The sequence below is a fragment of the Pseudomonas sp. genome (assembly GCF_036387035.1).
Classification (GTDB): domain Bacteria; phylum Pseudomonadota; class Gammaproteobacteria; order Pseudomonadales; family Pseudomonadaceae; genus Aquipseudomonas.
Genome location: NZ_DASVUM010000108.1, coordinates 1 through 22,417 on the forward strand (window position 1 = coordinate 1; position 22,417 = coordinate 22,417).

18 protein-coding genes are annotated in these 22,417 nt (G+C 61.7%); 7 read left to right on the forward strand and 11 right to left on the reverse strand.

Going from position 1 to position 22,417, the window contains the following annotated elements:
* On the forward strand, nucleotides 1-150 hold a 150-nt coding region (locus tag VF672_RS10065; protein WP_331104276.1), incomplete at its 5' end, for a pyridoxine 5'-phosphate synthase.
* 88 nt (nucleotides 151-238) lie between these two features.
* Here VF672_RS10065 and cmoB read toward each other — a convergent pair.
* The 4 genes from cmoB to lon form a co-directional block, all read right to left on the reverse strand.
* Nucleotides 239-1,198 carry a tRNA 5-methoxyuridine(34)/uridine 5-oxyacetic acid(34) synthase CmoB gene (cmoB, locus tag VF672_RS10070; RefSeq protein WP_331104242.1) on the reverse strand — a complete coding sequence of 320 codons (960 nt, stop codon included), beginning with the start codon at nucleotides 1,196-1,198 and terminating at the stop codon, nucleotides 239-241.
* A complete protein-coding gene (gene cmoA, locus VF672_RS10075; RefSeq protein WP_331104244.1) occupies nucleotides 1,195-1,938 on the reverse strand; it encodes a carboxy-S-adenosyl-L-methionine synthase CmoA in 744 nt (247 codons plus the stop codon). The genes cmoB and cmoA overlap by 4 nt, the downstream gene beginning before the upstream one ends.
* Before the next feature lie 92 nt (nucleotides 1,939-2,030).
* The gene (locus tag VF672_RS10080; protein WP_331104246.1) at nucleotides 2,031-2,423 is read right to left on the reverse strand and encodes a protease inhibitor I42 family protein; all 393 of its coding nucleotides are present in this window, start codon (nucleotides 2,421-2,423) and stop codon (nucleotides 2,031-2,033) included.
* A gap of 217 nt (nucleotides 2,424-2,640) precedes the next feature.
* Entirely contained in the window at nucleotides 2,641-5,058 is a 2,418-nt protein-coding gene (lon, locus tag VF672_RS10085; protein ID WP_331104248.1) for an endopeptidase La, read from the reverse strand.
* 257 nt (nucleotides 5,059-5,315) lie between these two features.
* On the opposite strand from lon, the gene VF672_RS10090 reads away from it, so the two are divergent.
* The 4 genes from VF672_RS10090 to VF672_RS10105 are packed head-to-tail and all read left to right on the forward strand — an operon-like array spanning nucleotide 5,316 to nucleotide 9,671.
* Nucleotides 5,316-5,987 carry a methylamine utilization protein gene (locus VF672_RS10090; RefSeq protein WP_331104250.1) on the forward strand — a complete coding sequence of 224 codons (672 nt, stop codon included), beginning with the start codon at nucleotides 5,316-5,318 and terminating at the stop codon, nucleotides 5,985-5,987.
* Nucleotides 5,984-8,335 carry a bifunctional diguanylate cyclase/phosphodiesterase gene (locus VF672_RS10095; protein ID WP_331104252.1) on the forward strand — a complete coding sequence of 784 codons (2,352 nt, stop codon included), beginning with the start codon at nucleotides 5,984-5,986 and terminating at the stop codon, nucleotides 8,333-8,335. The genes VF672_RS10090 and VF672_RS10095 overlap by 4 nt, the downstream gene beginning before the upstream one ends.
* Entirely contained in the window at nucleotides 8,335-9,240 is a 906-nt protein-coding gene (locus VF672_RS10100; RefSeq protein ID WP_331104254.1) for a DUF3034 family protein, read from the forward strand. Before VF672_RS10095 ends, VF672_RS10100 begins: the two co-directional genes overlap by 1 nt.
* The gene (locus tag VF672_RS10105) at nucleotides 9,240-9,671 is read left to right on the forward strand and encodes a group 1 truncated hemoglobin (protein ID WP_331104256.1); all 432 of its coding nucleotides are present in this window, start codon (nucleotides 9,240-9,242) and stop codon (nucleotides 9,669-9,671) included. The genes VF672_RS10100 and VF672_RS10105 overlap by 1 nt, the downstream gene beginning before the upstream one ends.
* 92 nt (nucleotides 9,672-9,763) lie before the next feature.
* On the opposite strand, the gene VF672_RS10110 is transcribed toward VF672_RS10105, so the two are convergent.
* From VF672_RS10110 to VF672_RS10120, 3 genes are all read right to left on the reverse strand, one after another.
* Nucleotides 9,764-12,190, reverse strand: a complete 2,427-nt coding sequence (locus VF672_RS10110) for a glucose/quinate/shikimate family membrane-bound PQQ-dependent dehydrogenase (RefSeq protein ID WP_331104258.1) — start codon at nucleotides 12,188-12,190, stop codon at nucleotides 9,764-9,766.
* A 111-nt stretch (nucleotides 12,191-12,301) separates the two neighbouring features.
* A complete protein-coding gene (locus VF672_RS10115; RefSeq protein ID WP_331104260.1) occupies nucleotides 12,302-13,672 on the reverse strand; it encodes a carbohydrate porin in 1,371 nt (456 codons plus the stop codon).
* Between the two features lie 295 nt (nucleotides 13,673-13,967).
* Nucleotides 13,968-15,998 carry a TonB-dependent receptor gene (locus VF672_RS10120; protein ID WP_331104262.1) on the reverse strand — a complete coding sequence of 677 codons (2,031 nt, stop codon included), beginning with the start codon at nucleotides 15,996-15,998 and terminating at the stop codon, nucleotides 13,968-13,970.
* Nucleotides 15,999-16,186: 188 nt separating this feature from the next.
* Between VF672_RS10120 and VF672_RS10125 the strand changes: the two genes are divergently transcribed.
* Complete coding sequence (locus tag VF672_RS10125) at nucleotides 16,187-16,414, forward strand: VF530 family protein (RefSeq protein ID WP_331104264.1); 228 nt, start codon at nucleotides 16,187-16,189, stop codon at nucleotides 16,412-16,414.
* 33 nt (nucleotides 16,415-16,447) lie between these two features.
* Nucleotides 16,448-17,110, forward strand: a complete 663-nt coding sequence (locus VF672_RS10130; protein WP_331104266.1) for a Pr6Pr family membrane protein — start codon at nucleotides 16,448-16,450, stop codon at nucleotides 17,108-17,110.
* Nucleotides 17,111-17,180: 70 nt separating this feature from the next.
* On the opposite strand, the gene VF672_RS10135 is transcribed toward VF672_RS10130, so the two are convergent.
* The 4 genes from VF672_RS10135 to opgC all read right to left on the reverse strand — a co-directional run.
* Nucleotides 17,181-17,951 (reverse strand): siderophore-interacting protein, encoded by a 771-nt coding sequence (locus VF672_RS10135; protein ID WP_331104268.1) that lies wholly within the window; start codon nucleotides 17,949-17,951, stop codon nucleotides 17,181-17,183.
* On the reverse strand, nucleotides 17,948-18,541 hold the full coding sequence (locus VF672_RS10140) for a PadR family transcriptional regulator (protein ID WP_331104270.1): 594 nt from the start codon (nucleotides 18,539-18,541) through the stop codon (nucleotides 17,948-17,950). Before VF672_RS10140 ends, VF672_RS10135 begins: the two co-directional genes overlap by 4 nt.
* A 118-nt stretch (nucleotides 18,542-18,659) precedes the next feature.
* Entirely contained in the window at nucleotides 18,660-21,782 is a 3,123-nt protein-coding gene (locus VF672_RS10145; protein WP_331104272.1) for a transglycosylase domain-containing protein, read from the reverse strand.
* A 134-nt stretch (nucleotides 21,783-21,916) separates the two neighbouring features.
* Nucleotides 21,917-22,417: OpgC domain-containing protein (gene opgC, locus VF672_RS10150; RefSeq protein ID WP_331104274.1), on the reverse strand; the 501-nt coding region annotated here is incomplete at its 5' end.

Consider the following 22,417-nt stretch of genomic DNA (forward strand, 5'->3'; position numbering starts at 1 on the left):
GTTGAAGCCGTCGCAGCGATAAAGGGCATCAACGAATTGAACATCGGCCACGCGCTGGTGGCCCATGCCTTGTTTGTCGGCTTCAAATCGGCAGTGTCGGAGATGAAGGCGCTGATCCTGGCGGCGGCGGATGCTGCTCGCGATAAATAACGAAAGGGGCATTCCATCCGCTGGATATTCAGCGGATGCACTGCCTATTCGCGCGCAAGCTCGCTCCCATAATGGTTCGGTGGCGGACTCAGGCCTTGCGCCCGACAATCACCGCACGTCTTGGCGCCGGCAGTCCCTCCACGGTTTTGCTCGGGTCAGCCGGGTCGAGGAAGTCGCTCAGCGACTGAAAGCGCATCCACTCGGTACCGCGTTGTTCTTCCACGGTGGTGGTGCTGACGTCGACGCAGCGCACATCGACGAACCCCGCGCGGCGCAGCCACAGTTCCAGCGCAGGCACTGACGGCAGGAACCACACGTTGCGCATCTGCGAGTAGCGGTCTTCCGGGACCAGGACTTGGTTCGCGTCGCCTTCAACCACCATGGTTTCCAGCACCAGCTCGCCGCCTTTGACCAGGCAGTCTTTCAGCGCGAGCAAGTGGTCGATGGGCGACTTGCGGTGATAGAGCACGCCCATGGAAAACACCGTATCAAAACCTTCCAGCCGCGCCGGCAAGTCTTCCAGGGTGAACGGCAGGTGCCACGCGGGCAGGTCCGGCAGGTAGCGCTGCATGGCCTGGAACTGGCAGAAGAACAGCCAGTTGGGGTCGACGCCGATCACGCTGTCGGCGCCCGCACCCAGCATGCGCCACTGGTAATAGCCGTTGCCACAGCCGACGTCCAGAACGCGCTTGCCCCGCAGATCAAGGTGTTTTGAGACGCGCGACCATTTCCAGTCCGAGCGCCATTCGGTGTCGACGTGCACGCCGAACACCTCGAAGGGCCCTTTGCGCCAAGGCGACAGGCCCATCAGCGCGGTGCGGGTCTGCTCCCGGGTGGCGTCGTCGCAGTCGGCGTCGAGGATGAAATCGTCCTTGAGCTCGATGCGGCTCGGCGTCAGATCAGGCAAAGCATTCAGCGCGCCTTGCCAGCGTTCGAGATCGCCGTGACCCTTTTCCATTTTCGCGTCGAGTTGCGCCTGCAGCCCTTGGGCCCAGGCATACAGTGGAGTGCCCGCCAGACGGCGGACCAGAGGAGCGAGATCGATCATGGCAGGGCAATCAACGAGGCGAAGTTAAGGCACTGGAACCAGGGCACGACCTTACTGAAACCGGCGGCCAGCAGGCGCTCGCGGTGCTGCTCCAGGCTGTCGGGTTTCATCACGTTTTCAATCGCGCTGCGCTTCTGCGCGATCTCCAGCTCGCTGTAGCCGTTGGCGCGTTTGAAGGCGACGTGCAGATCGGTGAGCAGGGCGTGTTCTTCGTCGTCATCAAAACGCAGCTTTTCGGACAGGATCAGCGCGCCGCCGGGCACCAGCGCCTGACGAATGCGGGTGAGCAGCGCCAGGCGTTGCTCGGGGGCGATAAATTGCAGGGTGAAGTTCAACGCGACCACCGAGGCGGGTTGAAACGCGAGATTCAGAATATCCCCATCGATGACCTCTACAGGCAGCAACTCCTGGTACATCGAGTCCTGGGCGGTCAGGTACTCGCGGCAGCGCTCGACCATGGCCGACGAATTGTCGATGGCAATCACCCGGCAATCTTCAGTGCGCACATGGCGACGCAATGCCTGAGTGACGGCGCCAAGGGAGCTGCCCAGGTCATAGAGCACGCTGTGGGGCTGGGCGAATTGCCCTGCGAGCACGCCGAGGTTTTCGACGATGGTCGGGTAGCCAGGCACCGAGCGCTTGATCATGTCCGGGAAGACCCGCACGACGTCTTCGTTGAAGGCGAAGTCGGGCACCTGGGGCAGCGGCTGGGCAAAGAGGCGGTCGGGTTCTGGGCTCACGGCGATTCCGGGGGACAAGGCGAAAAGTGCGGCATTTTAGCCAATTGTGTCGCCCGGCCGAAACCTCATCTCATCGTCAACGCCAATTGAGCCTAATTCACCGTGATCACGCAATCGAACGTGCGTTCCGGTCGCACTTCCGGCGCCCAGGGCTGTTGGTAGACCATCATCAGGTGGCCTGATCCGGGAGTCGCCGCTCGGTAGCGCCAGACCGATTGGCCGCCTTCACCGACCAGTCCGACGTCTTTGGAGGCGTTGAACACCTCTGGCCCGAGGCTGTTGAGTACCGATGGCGCGGGGTTTTGCATCAGCCAGCGATAGCCGGTGGTGGGGTTGCTGGGGAGCATGAGCATGAGAGTCTGCCCGGTCTTGAGCGTGAGGGGGCAGTCTGTCTGATCGTCCAGGGACACGATGTGTTTCGGCGTCTGGGCACAGGCGGCAAGCAAGCTGAGGCTGAGCGGGACGAGCAGGCGGGCAGGGGTCATGAAAGCTCCGGTCATAGGCAACATGACGGGAGGATAACCGAAGATGACGGCGTTGAAACCCGGAAGCTTAAGCCGGCTTCAGCCCCTGCGGTGAGGCTGGAATCCGCAGGAACCGGCTCGCGAACCGGGCGTGTCAGCCATTGCAGCAATGACTGACTGAGAGCGTTCGCCAGCGTGCCGGCATGCTTGGGGCATGCCCTACGGCCGAGGGCAGGGCTTAGAACAATATCTTCGCCACATCCGCAAAGCGTTTGGCGAAGTGCGCGGTGATGCCTTCTTTCAAGTAATCCGGCAGCTCTTCGAAGTTGCCGCGGTTGGCCTCGGGCAGGATCAGTTCGAAGATCTTCTGACGGCGCGCCGCGATGACTTTCTCCCGCACCCCACCGATGGGCAGAACGTGCCCGGTCAGGGTCAGTTCGCCGGTCATGGCCACGCCTTTTTTAGGCGCCTGGTTACGCGCCAGGGACAGCAACGCGCTGGCCATGGTCACACCGGCACTTGGACCGTCTTTCGGCGTCGCGCCTTCAGGAACGTGCAGGTGAACGAACGCTTCGTCGAAGAAGCCTTTGTCGCCGCCAAACTTCGACAGATTGGAGCTGACGTAGCTGTAGGCGATTTCGGCGGATTCCTTCATCACGTCGCCCAGTTGCCCGGTGAGCTTGAAGCCGCGGTTGAGCGTGTGGATGCGCGTCGCTTCGATGGGCAATGTGGCGCCGCCCATGCTGGTCCAGGCCAGACCGGTGATCACGCCGGTGCCCGACAACACTTGTTCATTGCGGAATACCGCCATGCCCAGCGAGGCTTCCAGCTCTTTCGGGCCGATTTTGACCACGGTGTCCGGGTTGTCCAGCAGCTTGACCACCGCTTTGCGCACCAGTTTGCCCAGCTGTTTTTCCAGCTGCCGCACACCGGCTTCCCGCGCATAACCGTCAATCACCGCGCGCAGTGCGCTGTCGCTGATCATCAGGCTGTTTTTCGAGACGCCGGCCTTGGCCAGTTGCTTGGGCCACAGGTGGCGTTTGGCAATGGCCAGTTTTTCTTCAGTGATGTAGCCGGACAGGCGAATCACTTCCATGCGGTCCAGCAACGGGCCGGGGATCGAGTCCAGGGTGTTCGCGGTGCAGATGAACAGCACCTTCGAGAGGTCCAGACGCAGATCAAGATAGTGATCGAGGAATTCGACGTTCTGTTCCGGGTCCAGGGTCTCGAGCAGGGCCGAGGCCGGGTCGCCCTGGAAGCTCTGACCCATCTTGTCGATCTCGTCGAGCATGATGACCGGGTTCATCACTTCCACATCTTTCAGGGCCTGCACCAGCTTGCCTGGCTGAGCGCCAATGTAGGTGCGACGGTGGCCCTTGATCTCAGCTTCGTCGCGCATGCCGCCCACGCTGAAACGGTAGAACGGACGGCCCAGGGATTCTGCGATCGACTTGCCGACGCTGGTTTTACCCACGCCCGGCGGCCCGACCAGCAGCACGATGGAACCGGAGATTTCGCCCTTGTAGGCGCCAACGGCGAGGAATTCGAGGATGCGGCTCTTGATGTCATCAAGGCCCGCGTGGTGCTGATCGAGCACTTTGCGCGCGTGTTTCAGGTCGAGCTTGTCTTCGCCAAACACGCCCCACGGCACCGAGCTTGCCCAATCCAGGTAGTTGCGGGTCACCGCGTATTCCGGCGAGCCGGTTTCCAGTACCGACAGCTTGTTGATTTCCTCGTCGATGCGCTTGCGCGCCTGCGCTGGCAGCGTCTTGCCGGTCAGCCGCTCTTCGAACTGCTCGATGTCAGCGCTGCGGTCGTCCTTGGTCAGTCCCAGCTCCTGCTGGATGACCTTGAGCTGTTCCTTGAGGAAGAACTCGCGCTGGTGTTCACCGATCTTGCGGTTCACTTCGGCGGAGATTTCTTTTTGCAGGCGCGCGACTTCCACTTCCTTGCGCAGCATCGGCAGGACTTTCTCCATGCGCCTGAGCACGGGCACGCAATCGAGCACCTGCTGCAACTCGACGCCCGTGGCGGAGGTCAGGGCGGCGGCGAAGTCGGTCAGCGGCGAAGGGTCGTTGGGGCTGAAGCGATTGAGGTAGTTTTTCAGCTCTTCGCTGTACAGCGGGTTGAGCGGCAGCAGTTCCTTGATCGCGTTGATCAGCGCCATGCCGTAGGCCTTGACCTCGTCGGTCGGCTCGTTGGGCTGGTGCGGGTATTCCACCTCGACCAGAAACGGCGGGCGATGATGCTTGAGCCAAGTCTTGATACGCACGCGGCTCAGGCCCTGGGCAACGAACTGCAGCTTGCCGTTTTCACGGCTGGCGTGATGCACCTTGACCAGCGTGCCGTATTCCGGCAGCGCCTTGGTATCGAAATGACGCGGGTCGTCGGGTGGGGTGTCCATGAAAAACAGCGCCAGCGAGTGGTGATCAGACTTGCTGACCAGCTCCAGCGTTTCGGCCCAGGGCTCTTCGTTGACGATGACGGGCAGTACTTGCGCGGGGAAGAATGGACGGTTGTGGATCGGGATGATGTACACCTGATCCGGGAGGTTCTGGCCGGGCAGGGCGAGGCTCTTTCCGCCGGAGCCGAGGATTTCGTGCTCCTGATCGTCGTCTTGGGGCGTCTGGTTGGCGTCGGATTGCTGGTCGCTCATGGGGCACCTGCATAAATTGGGATGACCTTTAGATGGGGCGCACGGCCTCAGGTTTCAATAGCGCCGGTCGATAGCAATGACTATGGAGATCGATTTAAAGCGTGTGTGGCGTTGTGCCCTGGTCATGGCATCCAGTGAACGATAGCTATGTGCCGTCACACGGTTCGGTCTGAAGTCACCGATAGCCGTGCAACACGCTACGCTGAACTCATTGCCAAGGCAGGCTCTCGCCGGCCTCGCCGTTCTGGAACACTGTCATGCGCCACGTTTTTATTTCATTGTTGCTGGTTGTAACCGCGTTGCACGGCACCGTCGCCAATGCCGCGGGCCTGACCGCCGAGGTCGTTGATGCCCAGGGCAAGCCGCTCGCCGATGCGGTGATCACCTTGCATGGTGCGACGCCGCCTCCTGCCGGGTCGCTGAAAGCCGACATGGACCAGCGCGACCAGCAATTTGCCCCGTACGTGCTGGCGGTGCACACCGGCACCCAGATCAGTTTCCCCAACAGCGATCACATTCGCCATCAGGTGTATTCGTTCTCGACCCCCAAGCGCTTCGAACTGCGGCTGTATGGCGGCACGCCGTCGGACCCTGTGCTGTTCGACAAGCCGGGCGTGGTCGTGCTCGGCTGCAACGTCCACGACAACATGATCGGTTATGTGTATGTCACGGACGACGGCTGGTTCGGCGTCAGCAATGCCAAAGGCAGCCTGACGCTGGATCAAGTGCCCGCCGGTCATTACACGGTCACCCTCTGGCATCCACAAGCTGCGGACATGTTGCCGTTGCCCGGTGGCGACATCGACATCCCCGCCGACGGTCTCAAGCAGCGGTTCAGCCTCGCCGTAACGCCCAACGCAGAGGCTGCGCCCGCCGCACCGCCGTCCAGCGCGTTCGGCGATGCGTTTCATAAAGCGGCCCACGAATGAAGGTGCGCATCAGCTTCCAGGCACGGATTGCCGGCGTGTTGATCATGTTGCTGCTGATTGTGGTCTTTGCGGTGTTTCTGGCCGTTAAAGCCGCGACCCAGGACGCGGTGCGCAAGCAGGCGCAGGCGCAACTCGAAGTCGGCACCCGGGTGTTTGAAGGCTTGCTGGAAATGCGCGGCAAACGTCTGCGTGACGCCGTGCAATTGCTGTCCACCGATTTCGGCTTTCGTGACGCAGTGGCGACGGCGGACTCGGCGACCATCCGGTCGGTGCTGCTCAATCACGGCGCGAGAATCAACGCCTGTGACATGTTTCTGCTGGGCATGGATGGCACGGTCATGGCCAGTACCGTCGCGCAGATCCCCGAAGGCTCGCCGTTCCCCTACATCCAGGCGTTACGCGAGCTCAAGGGCAAGAATCAGTCGATGCTGATCGTGCCGTTCCAGGGCCAGCCGCATTTGCTGGTGGACAGCACTGTGCTCGCACCGCTGCCGATCGCGCGCGTGGTGATGGGCTTCAGCATGGACGACGATCTGGCCCGGGAACTGCGCTCTTTGAGCGGATTGCAGGTGTCATTCCTGTCGATCGTGCACCAGCAGCCGGGTCAGCTCATCAGTACGCAGCCCGAGCCGCTGTTTGACAGCCTGCGAAGCGTGATGATGAATCCGCTCAGCACTGAAATGCAGATGACCGAGCATCACAGCCAGAGCTTTCTGAGCAAAACGCTGCGGCTGGGGACCAACAGCGACAGCGACGGCGAAGTCGTGGCTTTGCTGCAGAGCCCGCTGGACCAGGCCATGCAGGCGTTCGCGCCGCTGGATCAGACACTGTTCTGGATCACCGTCGCGGCGTTGGGCGGTTCGCTGGTAGGAGCCTTGCTACTGGCGCGTGGCCTGTCGCGGCCGGTCAGTGCGCTGGCTCAGGCGGCCCGCCGCATTGGCGAAGGTGATTACGCAACGCCGGTTGTGCTCGATCGCAGCGACGAACTGGGCTTGCTCGCCAGCGCCATCAATTCGATGCAGAGCGGGATCGCCGAGCGTGAGCTGCAACTGGCACACAACGCTTTGCATGACCCCCTCACGGGGCTGCCCAATCGGGCACTGGTCATGGAGCGCCTCGGTAGCGCGGTCGCTGCCCAACGACCCGTGGCCCTGCTGTATCTGGGCATCGATAACTTTCGTGCGATCAGCGCAAACATCGGTCTGGAAGGCGTCGAGCAATTGCTGCGGATCATCAGCGAACAGCTGCAAGGGCCGCTGCGTCCTGGCGATACGGTGGCGCGGCTGTCCGACAACGAATTCTTGCTGCTGGTGCAAAACGCCGAGACCGACGGCGCAGTCGCCATGGCTGACCAGCTGCAACGTCTGCTGATCAAGCCGCAACGCATCGGCGAGCAGGACATTGCCATGGATGCCTGCATCGGCATCGCAGCGTATCCGGTCAATGGCGATTCGGCGCCCGAGCTGCTCAGGCGAGCGTCTATCGCGCGGCAGGACGCGGCACAGCTGCCGGGTCGTCTGCAGGTCTATGTGGACGGTCGGGATGTAGCGCACCTGCGCCAGATCAGTCTGATTCGCGACCTGCGGCTCGCCGCGCGCAATGGCGAACTTGCACTGCATTACCAGCCGAAACTGGATATCCGCAACGGCCGGGTCACTCAAGCCGAAGCCCTGTTGCGCTGGCAGCACCCGCAATTCGGGTCGGTATCGCCGGCCGAGTTCATCGTGCTGGCAGAGCGCACCGGCAGCATTCAGATCCTCACCAACTGGGTGATCGAGGAGTCGCTGCGCCAGTTGGCCGAATGGGCGCAGCGCGGCTTGATTTTGCAGGTGTCGGTGAATATCTCGGCAGACGACCTGTTGGGCCGTGACCTGGCTGATCGTGTTTCGGCGCTGCTCAAGTTGTACCGCGTGCCGGCCGAACAACTGATTTTCGAAATCACCGAGAGCGCGATCATGCGCGAGCCCGAGCAGTCGCTCAAAGTGCTCAACCGCCTGCGCGAGTTCGGTATCAGCCTGTCGGTGGATGATTTCGGCACCGGCTACTCTTCGCTGGCGCACCTCAAGCGGTTGCCGGTGCAGGAATTGAAAATCGATCAGTCATTCGTACGCGATCTGGATGAAACCAGTGAAGACGCTGTCATCGTGCGGTCGACCATCGAGATGAGTCACAACCTGGGCCTGAAGGTCGTTGCCGAAGGCGTCGAGTACGAACACAGCCTGCGCTTGCTGGAACGCTGGCAGTGCGACACCGCTCAGGGTTACTTGATCAGCCGGCCGCTGAATGCCGTCGCATTCGAAGCCTGGATCGCCCGCTCCCAGCTCCCTCCCGGCATGACGGTACACTGATGGCACATGGATCTTTGGCACGAAGCCTTTCGACTTTTTTAAACCCTGTGGTCCTTGCCAGCCTGGTCGCAGGTTGCGCTGCGTTGGTTGCGCCCGCCGCTGAAGCCGAGCAGGGACGCCTGGTCGTCACTGGCGGTGCCAGCAGCATTGAAGGCGGCGCGGGCGGCGGGATTATTCCCTGGGCTGTGCTGGCGGGGTATGGCGAGCAAGGCGAATGGGGCGGCAACGCGTTCGCGACCCACGTCGACTTGCCGGACTACACCCTCGATGTAGTAGGCGCCGCGGCGTCCTATGGTAATCGTGTGGAGCTTTCCTACGCCCATCAACGATTCGACCTCGGCTCGCTGGTCAGCAAGCTCAACCTCCCCGAAGACAACCTCACCCAGGACATCTTTGGCGTGAAAGTCCGGTTGTTTGGCGACCTGATCTACGATCAGTTGCCCCAAGTGTCGGCGGGTCTGGAATACAAACACCAAAACGACTTTCTCATCCCCAGCCTGGTGGGTGCCAAGCGGGATTCGGATGTAGAGGGGTACGTCACGGCAAGCCGTTTATTCATGGGCGCTGCGTTCGGTTACAACGTGGTCGTCAACGCCGGCTTGCGTTACAGCCGCGCCAACGAAACCGGTCTGATGGGTTTCGGCGGCGACCGGCGGGACACCCGCAGCGTGCTCAAAGAGGGCGGCGCCGCCATCCTGTTCAACCCCCACTGGGCCCTGGGCATGGACTACCGCGAGAAGCCCGACAACCTGTCGTTTGCCGGCGAAAGCGATTGGGCGGATCTGTTTGTCGGCTGGTTCCCCAACAAGCATGTTTCCGTGGTGCTGGCCTACGCACGCCTCGGCGAAATCGCCACGCTGGACAACCAGAACGGCACCTACCTTTCCGTGCAGGGGAGTTTCTGATGAGGCAATCCTTGTGGGTGATCGTCGGCCTCTGTCTGTCGCTATTGGTGGGTTGCGCCCAACAGCCGCCAAAGGATGACAGTCTTTATCAGGACCTGGGCCAGCGCGCCGGCATCCAGAAGATCGTCGAGGGGATGCTGCTGCACGTGGCCAAAGACGATCGCATTTACAAATATTTCGCCAAGGTCGACATCGTCCGCGTGCGCGACAAATTGGTAGAGAAGTTCTGCGTCGAAGCGGGCGGGCCCTGCACCTACAGCGGTGACAGCCTGGCAGAAGCGCACAAGGGCATGAACATCAGCCGCAGCGATTTCAATGCGCTGGTCGAGGACCTCATCGAGGCGATGAACGAGCAGCACATTCCGGTGCCCACGCAAAATCGGTTCATTGCCCGGCTGGCACCTCAGCGCGGCGAGGTGATCGAGAAATAAGGCTGCGTGGCTCACGCTCATCAACGTGCAACGCGCATAAAAAAGGCGGTCACCTTTCGGGACCGCCTTTTTTCGTTACTGCACGAAGCGAATCAATCCGGCAGTTTGTAAGCGATCACGTAATCGCCCTGTTTGGTGCCCAGCGAACCGTGACCGCCAGCAACGACCAGCACGTATTGCTTGCCGTCCTTGCCGGTGTAAGTCATCGGCGTGGTTTGAGCGCCTGCAGGCAGGCGGCCTTCCCACAGCTGCTTGCCGTTACGAACGTCGTAAGCACGCAGGTACTGGTCCAGCGTGGCGCTGAGGAACGACACGCCGCTGGCGGTGATGAACGTGCCGCCCAGGCTTGGAACGCCCATGCTCAGCGGCAGTGGAACCGGCGAGCTGTCACGCACGGTGCCGTTCTTGTGCTTCCAGATGGTTTGGTGGTTGGTCAGATCGACCGCCGCCACGTAGCCCCATGCTGGCGCCTGGCAAGGCAGGCCCATTGGCGACAGCAGCGCTTCCAGGATCACCCCGTAAGGCGCGCCTTTGTTCGGCTGTACGCCTTCGGTTTCGCTCTTGCGGCCCGGGCCGCCTTCGACTTCTGACGCCGGGACCAGCTTGGAACGGAATGCCATGTAGCTTGGGTTAACGAACGCAATCTGACGCACCGGATCGACCGAAATGCCGCCCCAGTCGAACACGCCGAAGTTACCCGGGTAGACCAGCGAGCCTTGCAGCGACGGCGGGGTGAACGGGCCTTCATAGCGCAGGGACTTGAAGTCGATGCGGCAGAGCATTTGATCAAACGGCGTCACGCCCCACATGTCGCGCTCTTTCAGCGGCGGCGGCATGAAGTTCAGGTCGGACTTTGGCTGGGTAGGCGAGGTGTGATCGCCCGCCACCGCGCCCTGCGGAACAGGGATTTCGTTGATCGGCACGATGGGCTGACCGTTGCTGCGGTCCAGCACATAGATGCTGCCTTGCTTGGTCGAAGCCAGAACAGCAGGTTTTACGCCGTCAGCGGTTTTCATGTCCATGAGCGTTGGCTGACCGCCGACGTCCATGTCCCACAGGTCGTGATGCGTGAACTGAAAATTCCATTTCACGTGACCGGTGGCGATGTCGAGCGCAACCAGGCCGGCGCTGAACTTCTCCGAAGCCTCGGTGCGGTTGCCGCCCCACTGGTCAGGCATCTGGTTGCCCATTGGCAGGTAGAGCATGCCCAGCTTTTCGTCGACGCTGAACATCGACCACATGTTGGGCGAGTTGCGGGTGTAGGTCTTGCCCTCGGCAAGCGGCGTGGTGTCGTCCGGATTGCCGCTGTCCCAGTTCCAGACCAGACGGCCGGTGTGTACGTCGAATGCACGGATCACGCCCGAAGGCTCGTCGGTGGAGACGTTGTCCGTGACGTGACCGCCAATGACCACCAGGTCTTTGGTCACCGCCGGTGGCGATGTCGAGTAATAGCCGCCCGGTGCGTAAGTGCCGATATTGGCGCTCAGGTCGATCGAGCCGTTAGTGCCAAAGTCTTCACACATCTTGCCGGTGTCGGCATTCAGGGCGATCAGACGCGTGTCGGCAGTCGGCAGGAAGATGCGACGCGGGCAGGCGTTGGTTGCAACGGCCGGGGCGGCCGGGCTTTGCGCAGGCGCGGCAGCATCGACGGGTGCGGTGGCAGCGTAAGCGGCGTCATCGTGATACGACACGCCACGGCAGGTCATGTGCGCCCAACCTTTGAAATTGGCCGCCTTGCCGCTGCTGATCTTCGGATCGAAGCGCCAGATTTCCTTGCCGGTATCCGGGTCCAGTGCGATGACCTGGCTGTGCGGCGTACAGACATAGAGCATGCCGTTGACTTTCAGCGGGGTGTTTTCAGCCGTGGTTTCACCAGGATCGTTCGGACCCGGGATGTCGCCTGTGCGATAGGTCCAGGCCGGCACCAGCTTGCTGACGTTGTCCGGTGTGATTTGCGACAGCGGCGAATAGCGATCACCGAAGGCCGTGCGCCCGTAGGACTGCCAGTCGCCGTCGGGCATGGCCGGAGCGGCGCTTGTGGTGCCTGCCGTTTCGCGGTCCAGCTGGCCTTTGATCTCGCCAGGATGGGTGAACTGGCTGGCCAGCGCAGCGATACCCGCCACAATCACGGCGGCACCCAGCGCACGAGTGCCGGCATCGCCGACCTGGCCACGCAGGACCGGTCGACGGAACCATGGCAGCAGCATCACGATGCCCAGGGCAAACCAGAGTGCCAGACGCGGCACCAGTTGCCACCAATCCAGGCCCACTTCCCATAGCGCCCACACGGTACTGGCGAACAACACCAGTGCGTACAGGCCGAATGCGGCGCTGCGACCCCTCATCAGCAGGACGCCGGTGATGGCAAACCCGATGCCGGCCAGCAGGTAGTACAGCGACCCGCCCAGTGTCAGCAGTTTGATGCCGCCGACCAGCAAGGCCAGACCCATTATCAGAATCACCAGCCCGAGCAAGCTCGGAAGCAGGCGACCCTTACCGAAAGCACCCTCAGTGCTCATAAGTGTTGTACTCCGTAACGATGTGGTGGTTAACGCGTGCTGACCTGAAGGCCGCTGGGTAAGCCGGGCCTTCAATGCCTATATAGGGGGCGGACGGAAACGTCGGGCTGGTTAGAACGATGACTGGATTTTCAGCCCCGCGACCAGCGCGTCATCGACCTCATTCACGCCGCCCGGATGACGGATGAATTGCAGGTTCGGGCGCACCGTCAGCCAGTTGGCGACGTGCACGCCGTAGTAGACCTCGGCGTTGTATTCGGTGTCCTGGACGGGCAGAAAGGCCGGGTCGTTATAGTCCGAGACGCCTTCGGCCTGGTTGCGCAGGTTGATGTTCTTGCGATACGCCGGGTTGACGTGGATGCGGCTGATGCCGACGCCGATGTCATCCTCGGGGCGCGCATCGAACGGGCCTTTGTACGTAGCGCCGAGGGCAACGAAGTTGTCGATCATGTTGGTTTTCTTGTCGTGCAGCGTGCCGTTGGCGAACAGGCTCATGCCGCGGCTGTTGTCGCTGGCGTCGCTCGTGACTTGCTGGCGCAGGGTCAGCCACATGCCATGTTTGCTGGACGACGAGGCGTAGTCATCGCCGCTCTGGGCGGCGTACCGACCGTTGCTGTCCTTGGAAACGTCGCTGCTGTCGGCGGTGCTGTAGTAGTAACCGGCGCGGTATTCGCCCGGCAGGCCGTTGACCTTCGGCGACCACACCACTTCGACCGGCAATACTGCGCCCTGGGTGCCGCTGCCGCTGAGTTTGAAGGCGTTGTCGTTTTCCAGGTTCGACGGGTTCTGCTCGAACGCACCGACCTGCACGAACAGTTCGGGGGTCAGCTGGTACTTGACGCGCATCGCCCACTGGCTGATCGGCCAGTTGTACCAGATGCCTCCGCCCCAGTTACCGACCTGCGAGCCGCACAGCGCCAGGTTCTGGAAGTCGCACGGGAAGGTGTTGAAGTCTTCGCCTTCGTTGAACCGGCCGACCTTGACGCTAAGCGTCTGATCGAGAAATTTTTGCTGATACCAGAGGTCGGTCAGGCGCGTGACGCTGCCTCGGCCCCAGACTTCCTGGGACGACGAAATAGTGCCAGTGCGCGGGTCGCCCACGCGATCATTGCTGATGTTGTCGCCGTTGCGGTTGGTCAGCGTCAGCTGAAATTCGGCGTCGTGCCAGCCGAGGATTTTCTGCAGGTCCATGTGCGCGCCGAGAGCGAACTGGTCACTGTAACGGGTCGCCTTGTCATGGTTGTAACCGCCGTGCAGGTTCGAGCCCACTTCCACGACCGAGTCGAGTTTGAAGTCATAGCCCTGTTCCGAAAGCTCGCTGCGCTTGCCGCCCCAGTCACCCAGCATCCACGGCGACGCGCTGTCGAACGCCGGCGCGGCGTGGGCATAGCTTGCGAACCCTAGCGCGGCGAGGCTCAGTGCGCTGGCATGACAAAGGGCACGTGACGGCTTGCAGATCGGGCGTTTCAGATGACTAGGCATAGGGCGTGTGGTCTTTTTTGAGTTATTCGAGAGCAAAAGGCGGTGCCGCTCGCAACGCTTTAACTGCGCGTTGCAAGGTCTTAACAAATAACGAATTAATCGTTTCAGCGTTTAGGGCGGCGATGATAGGACGCTAACGATTTTTAAAAAAGCCGAAAATGCGACATGGATCGTTGCGCTTGGCGTAACAGTGGCGGGGGGCTCGGCGGGTGACGGCCCGGTACGGTGGGACTGAACGGCCCGCGACCGAATGCACTCCCTGTGCAAATCAGCGTGGCCGCTCAGGTGACAACGTTTAGAAAGTCGTTCTTAGCCCGACCTCGACACTGCGGCCTTGGGCCGGGGCGATGTCGCGCAGAATGGAGCTGGCGTAACGCACGGTTTGATTGGTCAGGTTCTCGCCGCTGACGAAAGCCAGCCATTGGCTGTCGCCCACCTTGAATGTGTAGCCGGCGCTCGCACCCAGCGTCGTGTAGCCGTCGGTGCCGGTTTCGTTATCCGGCACGCGCCGTTGGGACGCGGCGTGTTCGACATCAATTCTCGCTTGCCACGTGTCCAGCGCCCACAACAATCCGCTGTTGAGCCGCAAAGGGGCGATGCGCGGCAGGGCTTCTCCCGTCTCGAGGTTTTTGGCGCGGGTGTAGTCGCCGGAAAGCTCCAATGCAAAACTGCCGTACCGGGTTTCGCCAAGCTTCCAGCGATCCTGCGCCTCGACACCGGCAAACCGTGCGCGCACGCCTGAGTAGGTGTACTCGGGGATTCCGTCAGGGTCTTCAGCGCCCTCATCGTTCAACGTTCGAGCGCTGCCCAGCAGTCCGATGTAATTGGAGAAGTGGCTATAGAACACGCCGACACTGCCTTTATGTGTGCCGTTGTCGAAGCGCAGCGCCAGATCGCTGGAAACGGCTTTCTCCTTCGACAGGTCAGCGTCGCCGACCTCGTACGTGCCGGTGGCGACGTGGGCGCCATTGGCATAGAGCTCATAGAAAGTCGGCGCCCGCTCGGTGTAGCCCAGCGTTGCCGCCAGCGACCAGACCGGCGTCAGCGTATAGACGGCCCCCGACGAAACGCTCCCTGCGGTAAAGCTGCTCGAACTCCTGGCGTTCGCAAATCGCGCATTGCCTCCGCTGTTCGGGTCCACGGAAGTGTGTTCAACGCGACCGCCGAGGCTGATCTTCAGGCGATCGGTTGCTTGCAGCTCTTCCAGAATGAACAGGGCGCCGGCGTCCGTATCGGTCTGCGGCACGAACGCCTCTTCGCCCAGGGCTGAAAACTCACTGCGTGTCACCTGGGCGCCAACGATGCCTTCAACCGGGCCGATGGGCTGATGCCGGGCCTCTACGCGGGCTTCATAGCCCTTGTTTTTGAAGGTGGTGCCGACTTCGCCGTCCTCGATCTCCATGTGCTTGTAATCGGTATAACCGGCGTCGAGTTTTACCGAACTGAACGGGCCGGCGAGGTTGCGGATCTCTGAGGCAAAGGCGTAGTGGTGCTGCTTCATGCGGATGCGCACGTCCTGCTCGGCAGGCGAACCGTAATTTGAATCGTAGTTGCTGTAGGAGACCCCGGCGTAACCGTCGTCCCACGTATAGGACCCGCCGATTGCCCCTCCGTCCTGTCGACCATTGCTGTTACCGAGGCGATGTTTCTTGTCGCTGTCTTCCGGCTCCCGTGCGCGCTCGTCGGCGGTGCGGGCATACCCCGGGATTTTCAGGTCGTTGAACTCACGAGCGTTGGCATCCAGATGCAACGCAAAAGTGCCATTGCCCGCTTCCAGCTTTCCGGCGCTGCTGCGAGTCGTGTCAGCACCGCCATAACGCAGCTCGCCCGCGCCTTGAATGCCCTCGATGCGTTCGGTGGGAATGCGATTGTCGAACGTGTTGACCACACCGCCGATTGCGTTGCCCCCGTAGAGCAGCGCTGCGGGGCCGCGCACGATTTCAATACGGTCGACATTGACCGGGTCCAGCGGTACCGCGTGATCGTGGGATAACGAGGAGGCGTCCAGCGCTCCGACGCCGTTGCGCAGGAGCCGGATGCGGTCGCCGTCCAGACCCCGAATGATCGGCCTGCTTGCGCCCGGTCCGAAATAAGAGGAGGACACGCCGGGCTGTTTTTTCAGCGTCTCGCCCAGGCTGCCTTTTTGCTGCAGGGTCAGCTCATCGCCGGTCAGCACGGTGCTGGGCGAGGCGAGCTGGTCGCTCCCGAGCGGGTTGGCGGTGATTATTTGCGGCTCCACCTCGATTGCGTACGCAGGTGAGGTGATCAGCAAAGCGGTAGCGAGCGGCGTCAAGCGCCACGGACGGGATTTTGCGGGACGGGACATGCAGCGTTTCCTTGCAAGGTGAGTCAAAATGCAGTGCTTTTAATTGTTATAACATAACAGATTAAAAGCAGTCATTTTGGTATCGACTCGCCTGCACCCCCGGCGCACGGCCTTCACACGGGTCACTGCGTCCGTTAAGGTGCGCAGCTCGCGAACTGTCCCGTCCAACCAGCGTCCATAGGCCCTCCATGACCCCATCCAACACCAACCCGCTACACGGCGTGACGCTGGAGCAGATCCTCATCGCGCTGGTCGAGCATTACGAGTGGTCAGGGCTTGCCGAGCGGATCGATATTCGCTGCTTCAAGAGCGACCCGAGCATCAAGTCCAGCCTGACGTTTCTGCGCAAGACACCCTGGGCGCGGGAGAAGGTCGAAGCGCTGTACATCAAGCTGGCGCGCACCAAGCGCCCGTGAATTGACGCGCTGATCGCCAAGGATCTGATCGACATGCACAGCCCCACGTTGCACCTTTCCCCAGGCCGGCGCCGCATCGTCATAACGTTCGCCTTGCTTGGCTGGTTCGGGCTCGCGGTGCAGCTGTATCTGGTTCTGTGGGGGCGATGGATTGATGATGCCAGCCTCGTGGGCGGACTGGTGCGCTTCTGCAGTTTTTTCACTGTCGTGACCAACACGCTGGTGGCGGTGGCGCTCAGTTGCGCCGTTATCGACCGGCCTACGGCGGGGTGTCGGTTCTTCCGTTCTCCGGCTGTCTGCGCCGGGCTCACCACCAGCATTGTGTTGGTGAGCCTTGCCTACAACCTGCTGCTGCGCCACCTGTGGACGCCCGAGGGCTGGCAATGGATCGCGGATGAATTGCTGCACGACGTCATGCCGCTGCTGTTCCTGGGCTATTGGTTGTTTTTCGTGCCCAAGGGCGTCTTGAGGCCTCGGCACGTACTGATATGGACGCTGTACCCGATCACTTATTTCGCTTTTTTGCTGCTACGCGGACACGTCTTCGGGGACTACCTCTATCCGTTTCTGGACATCGGCACGCTGGGAGTGACCCGGGCGCTGACCAATGCACTGGGCGTGCTGGCGGGTTTTGTCGGGATTGGCTGTCTGGTCTTCTTGATAGACAGGCTGATGGGCCGCAGAGCACAGTCGTAACCTTATGCCTGACGCGCGCCTGCATTGCGCGCGTCGAGCGTTGGGTTGCTTCCCCTTCGCCTCGTCCGTCTCATTCCTCGTCCGAACCGTCCGCACGCCAGTACCCTGCCGCTTTGACAGCCGTTTCGTTCAGCTTGAATTCATCGAGCAGCACGCGCCGCACCTTGCGCGACAGGGACGATTCGGTCGCCACCCAGGCGTATACATCGCCGTCCGGCAGGTTCAGTTGGCGTGTGACCTCGAGCAGGTCCTGCTCGCCCCGCACCACCCAGATGACCTCGATCTGCGCTTCGCTCGTCAGCGTCTGGCGCTCCGCCGCGTTATCGATTTCGACCACCACCAGCGCACGGCGCCCGGCAGGCAATTCCTCCAGCCGGCGACCGATGGCGGGTAGGGCGGTCTCGTCGCCGATCAGCAAATAGCTGTCGAACATGTCCGGTACGACCAGCGAGCCGCGGGGCCCGGCAATATTCAGCGTTTGCCCGGGTTTGGCCTGGGCTGCCCAGGTTGCCGCCGGACCCTCGCCATGCAGCACGAAGTCGATGTCCAGTTCGCCGCTCTGCGGGTCATAGCGACGCGGGGTGTAATCGCGCATCGTCGGACGCGGACCTTCAGCGTTCTGCAGCGGCGCCTGGCTGTCCAGCGCCGCCTGCTCTTCGGGCGTGGTGGCGAACAGCAGTTTGACGTGATCATCCGTGCCCAGACTGATGAACCCTTCAAGCTGCGGCCCGTGCAACGTAACCCGGCGCATGCGCGGGGTAATGTCAGTCACCCTCAGCACTTGCAGCGCACGACGTTTGATTTCATGGCTGACGCGGTGAATCCCTTGGGGTGCATTCATTCCGATTTCTCCGAAGCAGGTTGTTGGCCGTCGACGATGGCTTTCGCGGTGTCGTTCAGCAGGTCGCGTACTCGCAGGATTTCCTCAGGGTTCCAGCGGCCGTGGTGCATCTGCAACGCATGACGCAGGTTGTGCACGGCCTCGTGGATTTCCGGCGGACGATCATGCCCGCGCAGCGAGCGCTTGCTGACTTCAATGCGCATTTTCACGCCGTCCAGGGCGACGGCTTGTTCCGTGAGGAACTGCTGGCCGGCAGAGGTAATGCGATAGCGCTTTTTGCCGCCGTCGGCGTCGCCCTGGATCAACTCGCTCTCTTCCAGAAAGGTCAGCGTCGGGTAGATCACGCCGGGGCTGGGGCTGTAAGCACCGTCGAACAACGCCTCGATCTGGCGAATCAAGTCATAACCGTGGCACGGCTGATCAGCGATCAACGCCAGCAGCATCAACTTAAGGTCGCCCGGCGCAAATACCCGTGGCCCGCGGCCGCCGCGTTCACGTCCGGTGCGCTTCTCGAAACCATCGCGGCCGGCGCCGTGTTCGCCGAAATGAGGGCGATGGTGGTGGGGGTGATCGTGTGAATGGTCTTTCATGGTTTCGTCTCTTGGTGTTCGTTAGATATACCTTAAGATATATCTTAAAGATTCCACAAGACGTGTTAAGACGAACGGTTGTCGCCCCGTTTCGGAGAATGAACTTGATGAAGACACCCTACAGCCGCGATGCCACCTGTGTAGGGACGGGCGCCTTGCACTGTGTGAAGGCGCCTGGTTCAAGGTACGGATTGAGAATCGGCGCCATGCCTTTGAGGACCTGGACCGGAAGGGCGGAAGTGAACTTGAAGCTCTCGGCAGCGCGCCCGGGGACGTAGGCCGTCAGCGTGCCGTAGTGGTTGTCACCGATAAAAAAGACAAACGTCGCGGTGCGATTGGTGGCCTTGGACGTCAGGATTCGCCCACCTGCGCCGACGCTTTCAATACGGTTGTCGCCGGTGCCGGTTTTGCCGCCCATCGCCAGTACGCTGCCGTCCAGGGTTTTGAAACTGCCGGAGACACGCCGCGCCGTGCCGGCATCGACCACCTGCGACAGCGCCTCGCGCATTGCCGCAGCGACTTCCGAGGCCAACACCCGCTTACCCAGCTCGGGGTTGTTGATCAGCTGCGTTTCGTACGGCGTCTGCGCGGCAAAGTGCAGGCTGTCGATGCGCAACACCGGCAGGCGAATGCCATCGTTCTGGATGATGCCGATGAGTTCGGCCAGCGCGGCGGGTCGATCACCGGAACTGCCAATCGCCGTGGCCAGCGAGGGCACCAGATGATCGAACGGGTAACCCAGCCGCTGCCAGCGCTGATGGATGTCGAGAAACGCTTCGATCTCCAGCATGGTGCGAATACGGCTGTCGCGGGCACTTTTGTGCTGGCTCTTGAACAGCCAGCTGTAAACCTCCTGCCGCTCGAACCGGCTGGCGGCCACGGCATCCTTGAACGTGGCGTCCGGGTTTTGCAGCAGATAGCCCACCAGCCACAAATCCAGCGGGTGGACGCGGGCGATGTAACCCTGATCCGGCAAATCGAACTTGCCGGGACCGTAGGCGTAATACAGGTCGTCCAGACGCTTTTCGCTCAGGGCGGCTTTGCTTTTTTCGGCGGCCATGTGCGCTCGCACGAACGCATTAAAAGCGCTCTGCGTGGCGTCTGGCAGCAGGTAACGATGCACAGCGGCGAGCCGGCTCGCAGCGGGATGCACGCCATCGAGAAAGGTATCGAGCCGGTCTTGCGTGGACTTGTTTTTGTAGCGTTTCCAGAAGCGCAGCAGGAACGACTTGCCCTCGCGGTCAGCGAACTCGGCCAGGTATTCCTGACGCCTCGGGTCGCTGTCGTCCTTGAGCAACACCGCGCTGTTGTTGGGCCCTTGGTAGGTGGTGTAACGGACCAGGTCGCGCATCAGGCGAATGAACGGCAGGTTGATCGACTCGCGCAATGCCTCTCGAAGGGTAGGGTTGCGCGCGTTGTCCTCGCGGCGAAAGTTATTGAAACGATGCAGACCGCCGCCAGTGAAAAAGCTCTCCCCGGGGCTGGCCGAGTATTGGCGATCAAGGGCTGCGGCCAGCATCTTGGCAAGATCGCGGTCGTTGTTCTGAATCAGGTAATCCACCGCCCAGCGGCTGAGGCGGTCGGACTCTTCCACCGGGGCTTTCTTCAGCACGCTGGAGGGCTCATGGGCGTACATGTCGTGCAGCTCGGCGATGATCTGTAAGTAGGTCGTCAACACACGCATTTTGGCCGTCGACCCCAGCTCCAGCTTGCTGCCCTCGTTAATGTCGAACGGCTGATCCGTGCTGTCAGTCTGCACGCGCACCCGCGACCCATCGGGGTCACGCTCGAACAGGGTAAAGCTGTAGCGCACCGCCTGTGTGCTGGTCGGCGTCAGCAGGTGCTCGCCGATCAAGCCCATCTGGCCAGCAAACTTCGGCTCGGCGAGGTCGCGCAGGTATTGACCAACGCTGAGCTGCAAGTCGTTTTGCAGCGTGCTGGTCGCCGAGAGGTCCAGGCGGTCGAGGTCGTACAGCGAGCGGTTGAGCATGTTCGACAGCCGGGTGCGGGCGACGGCAATGCCTTTGTTGCTCTCGATCGTTTGCACGGTGGGTTGTTGGACCCAGTCCCGGTAAGTCACGCTGGCCGCCAGCGCGGCGTCGGCGAGCGGCGGGTTGATGACATGGTTTTGTGCGAGCAAGCGCAGATGGCTGTCAGTCAAATCCGCCAGTTCCTTGCGACCTTTCGCCAGGAAGTGCGAAGGCCTGCGCTGCGCGATCACCAACGACAAGACTTCGCGGAGCGCCAACCCTTGCGCCGCCAGGGTCTTATCGTCCTGTGCCGTAGATGCCAGCAACTGGTTAGTGCGGTCGAAGTCCGCGCCGTACCAGACCCGCAAACCTTCGGCCAGACCGTGGACCTCGCCATGGCCGGGGACCGCCGACAGCGGCACGCTGTTGAGATAATCACGCACCACCCGCTGCCGCGCCTCGAGGGTTTGCGGCCCGTCTTGGTAGGCGCGAACGCTGGCAGAGACCATCTGGCGAATCTTCTCGCTGCCCGAGAGTGTCAGCCCGTCCGGCGAGTGTCGGTATTTCTCCAGCTGGGTTGCCAGGGTGCTGCCTCCCGCCGATTGCCCGGGCAGCCCCACCACCTTTGCCACCTGAGAAACAGCCGCCTTGAAAAACCTTGGCCAGTCCACGGCAGGATTGGCCAGCGGCCGGTGGCCGTCCAGCAAGTCGCGGTTTTCGATGAACAGCAGGCTGTTGACCAGGACCGGCGGTATCGCGGCGAAGGTCGGGTACAACTGCTGCGGGTAGGTGTACTGATACAGCGGCTCGGCGCGACAGTCCGTAATAGTCAGCCCGCTCTGAATCTTCTCTTGATACGGCACGAAGAAACCGCGCTTGGCGTAGGAAACAAGATCAGGAGAGAAGCGCGCCTGGGCGCTGATCAGGTAGTCACGTTTGAGCAAACGCGGCAGGAATTCGTCCAGAGCGGAGTAGCCCAGACGTTTGTCGAAGGGCCCGTCACCGGGATACACAATCGCGTCACTGGGACCAGCCTCGACGGAGTAGCTCAGGCCCTCGGCCAAATGGCTGAATTCCTGCGCCTGTAACCGGGAGCTGCGCACTTCGGTCGAGACCACGAATCCCAGGATCACCGCTGCGATCAGCACCGCCACCAGCAGAAACCGCCACACGTAACGGCGTGGGCGAGCATGGACTGGCATTGATCCGTTCCCCTGACTGTCAGCTTCGACCGCAGCCTTCTTCGTATCGGAATGCCTAAAAGCGCCCATATCGTTGGCCCGGTCAAACCTGCAGATCGCACTTGTTACAAGCGTAGACGTTGGTGGGCGCGGGGGAGATTTTGTGCGCTGGGGCGTGAGATCTTTCCGATGTGCAGCCTTAGTCCCGGATCATGATGGCCCCATCAAACCTTCACCACCCGCGCTGCCTTCGGGCTTCCCAACCGCTTGTTCAACTCCAGCCAGTTCGACAACAGCAGCATCAACCCCAGGCCTAACAACGCGGTGATCACGCGCATTTGCCAGGCATCGTCCGCCAGCGCGTTCGTCATGTCGGCGAGCGGGGCGAGGAGGACGCCCAGGCAAAAGATTTCCAGCGAATACCGGCCCATCCGGCAGGTCTGCTGGACGGGCCAGTTGTCAAGCCAGGTCATCGACGTCGGCAGCAGCTTCGCGACGACATACACCAGCGCCAGGAAATGCAACAGGCGCACCGGAGACAGGTCTGTCTTGCTGATCGGATAGATCAGCTGGGTCAATGCTGAAGGCAGAAGCGCGTCATGCACCACAGGAAACTTCCACAGCACGGTGATGATTCCGGTCACCAGCAGGTAAGCCGCCGCTATGAGAAACATCGGCTGCTGCCAGAGCGGGCGAGCGGGGAGCGATGAGCCAGGCTCGCGTTG

What these genes read in the sequence shown, in the direction of transcription:
- VF672_RS10115 (WP_331104260.1), bottom strand. Translation starts at nt 13,672, where the DNA reads ATGCCTAGTCATCTGAAACGCCCGATCTGCAAGCCGTCACGTGCCCTT.
- VF672_RS10080 (WP_331104246.1), bottom strand. Translation starts at nt 2,423, where the DNA reads ATGACCCCTGCCCGCCTGCTCGTCCCGCTCAGCCTCAGCTTGCTTGCC.
- VF672_RS10125 (WP_331104264.1), top strand. Translation starts at nt 16,187, where the DNA reads ATGACCCCATCCAACACCAACCCGCTACACGGCGTGACGCTGGAGCAG.
- cmoB (WP_331104242.1), bottom strand. Translation starts at nt 1,198, where the DNA reads ATGATCGATCTCGCTCCTCTGGTCCGCCGTCTGGCGGGCACTCCACTG.
- VF672_RS10110 (WP_331104258.1), bottom strand. Translation starts at nt 12,190, where the DNA reads ATGAGCACTGAGGGTGCTTTCGGTAAGGGTCGCCTGCTTCCGAGCTTG.
- VF672_RS10120 (WP_331104262.1), bottom strand. Translation starts at nt 15,998, where the DNA reads ATGTCCCGTCCCGCAAAATCCCGTCCGTGGCGCTTGACGCCGCTCGCT.
- VF672_RS10130 (WP_331104266.1), top strand. Translation starts at nt 16,448, where the DNA reads ATGCACAGCCCCACGTTGCACCTTTCCCCAGGCCGGCGCCGCATCGTC.
- VF672_RS10100 (WP_331104254.1), top strand. Translation starts at nt 8,335, where the DNA reads ATGGCACATGGATCTTTGGCACGAAGCCTTTCGACTTTTTTAAACCCT.
- VF672_RS10105 (WP_331104256.1), top strand. Translation starts at nt 9,240, where the DNA reads ATGAGGCAATCCTTGTGGGTGATCGTCGGCCTCTGTCTGTCGCTATTG.
- VF672_RS10095 (WP_331104252.1), top strand. Translation starts at nt 5,984, where the DNA reads ATGAAGGTGCGCATCAGCTTCCAGGCACGGATTGCCGGCGTGTTGATC.
- lon (WP_331104248.1), bottom strand. Translation starts at nt 5,058, where the DNA reads ATGAGCGACCAGCAATCCGACGCCAACCAGACGCCCCAAGACGACGAT.
- VF672_RS10090 (WP_331104250.1), top strand. Translation starts at nt 5,316, where the DNA reads ATGCGCCACGTTTTTATTTCATTGTTGCTGGTTGTAACCGCGTTGCAC.
- VF672_RS10140 (WP_331104270.1), bottom strand. Translation starts at nt 18,541, where the DNA reads ATGAAAGACCATTCACACGATCACCCCCACCACCATCGCCCTCATTTC.
- VF672_RS10135 (WP_331104268.1), bottom strand. Translation starts at nt 17,951, where the DNA reads ATGAATGCACCCCAAGGGATTCACCGCGTCAGCCATGAAATCAAACGT.
- VF672_RS10145 (WP_331104272.1), bottom strand. Translation starts at nt 21,782, where the DNA reads ATGGGCGCTTTTAGGCATTCCGATACGAAGAAGGCTGCGGTCGAAGCT.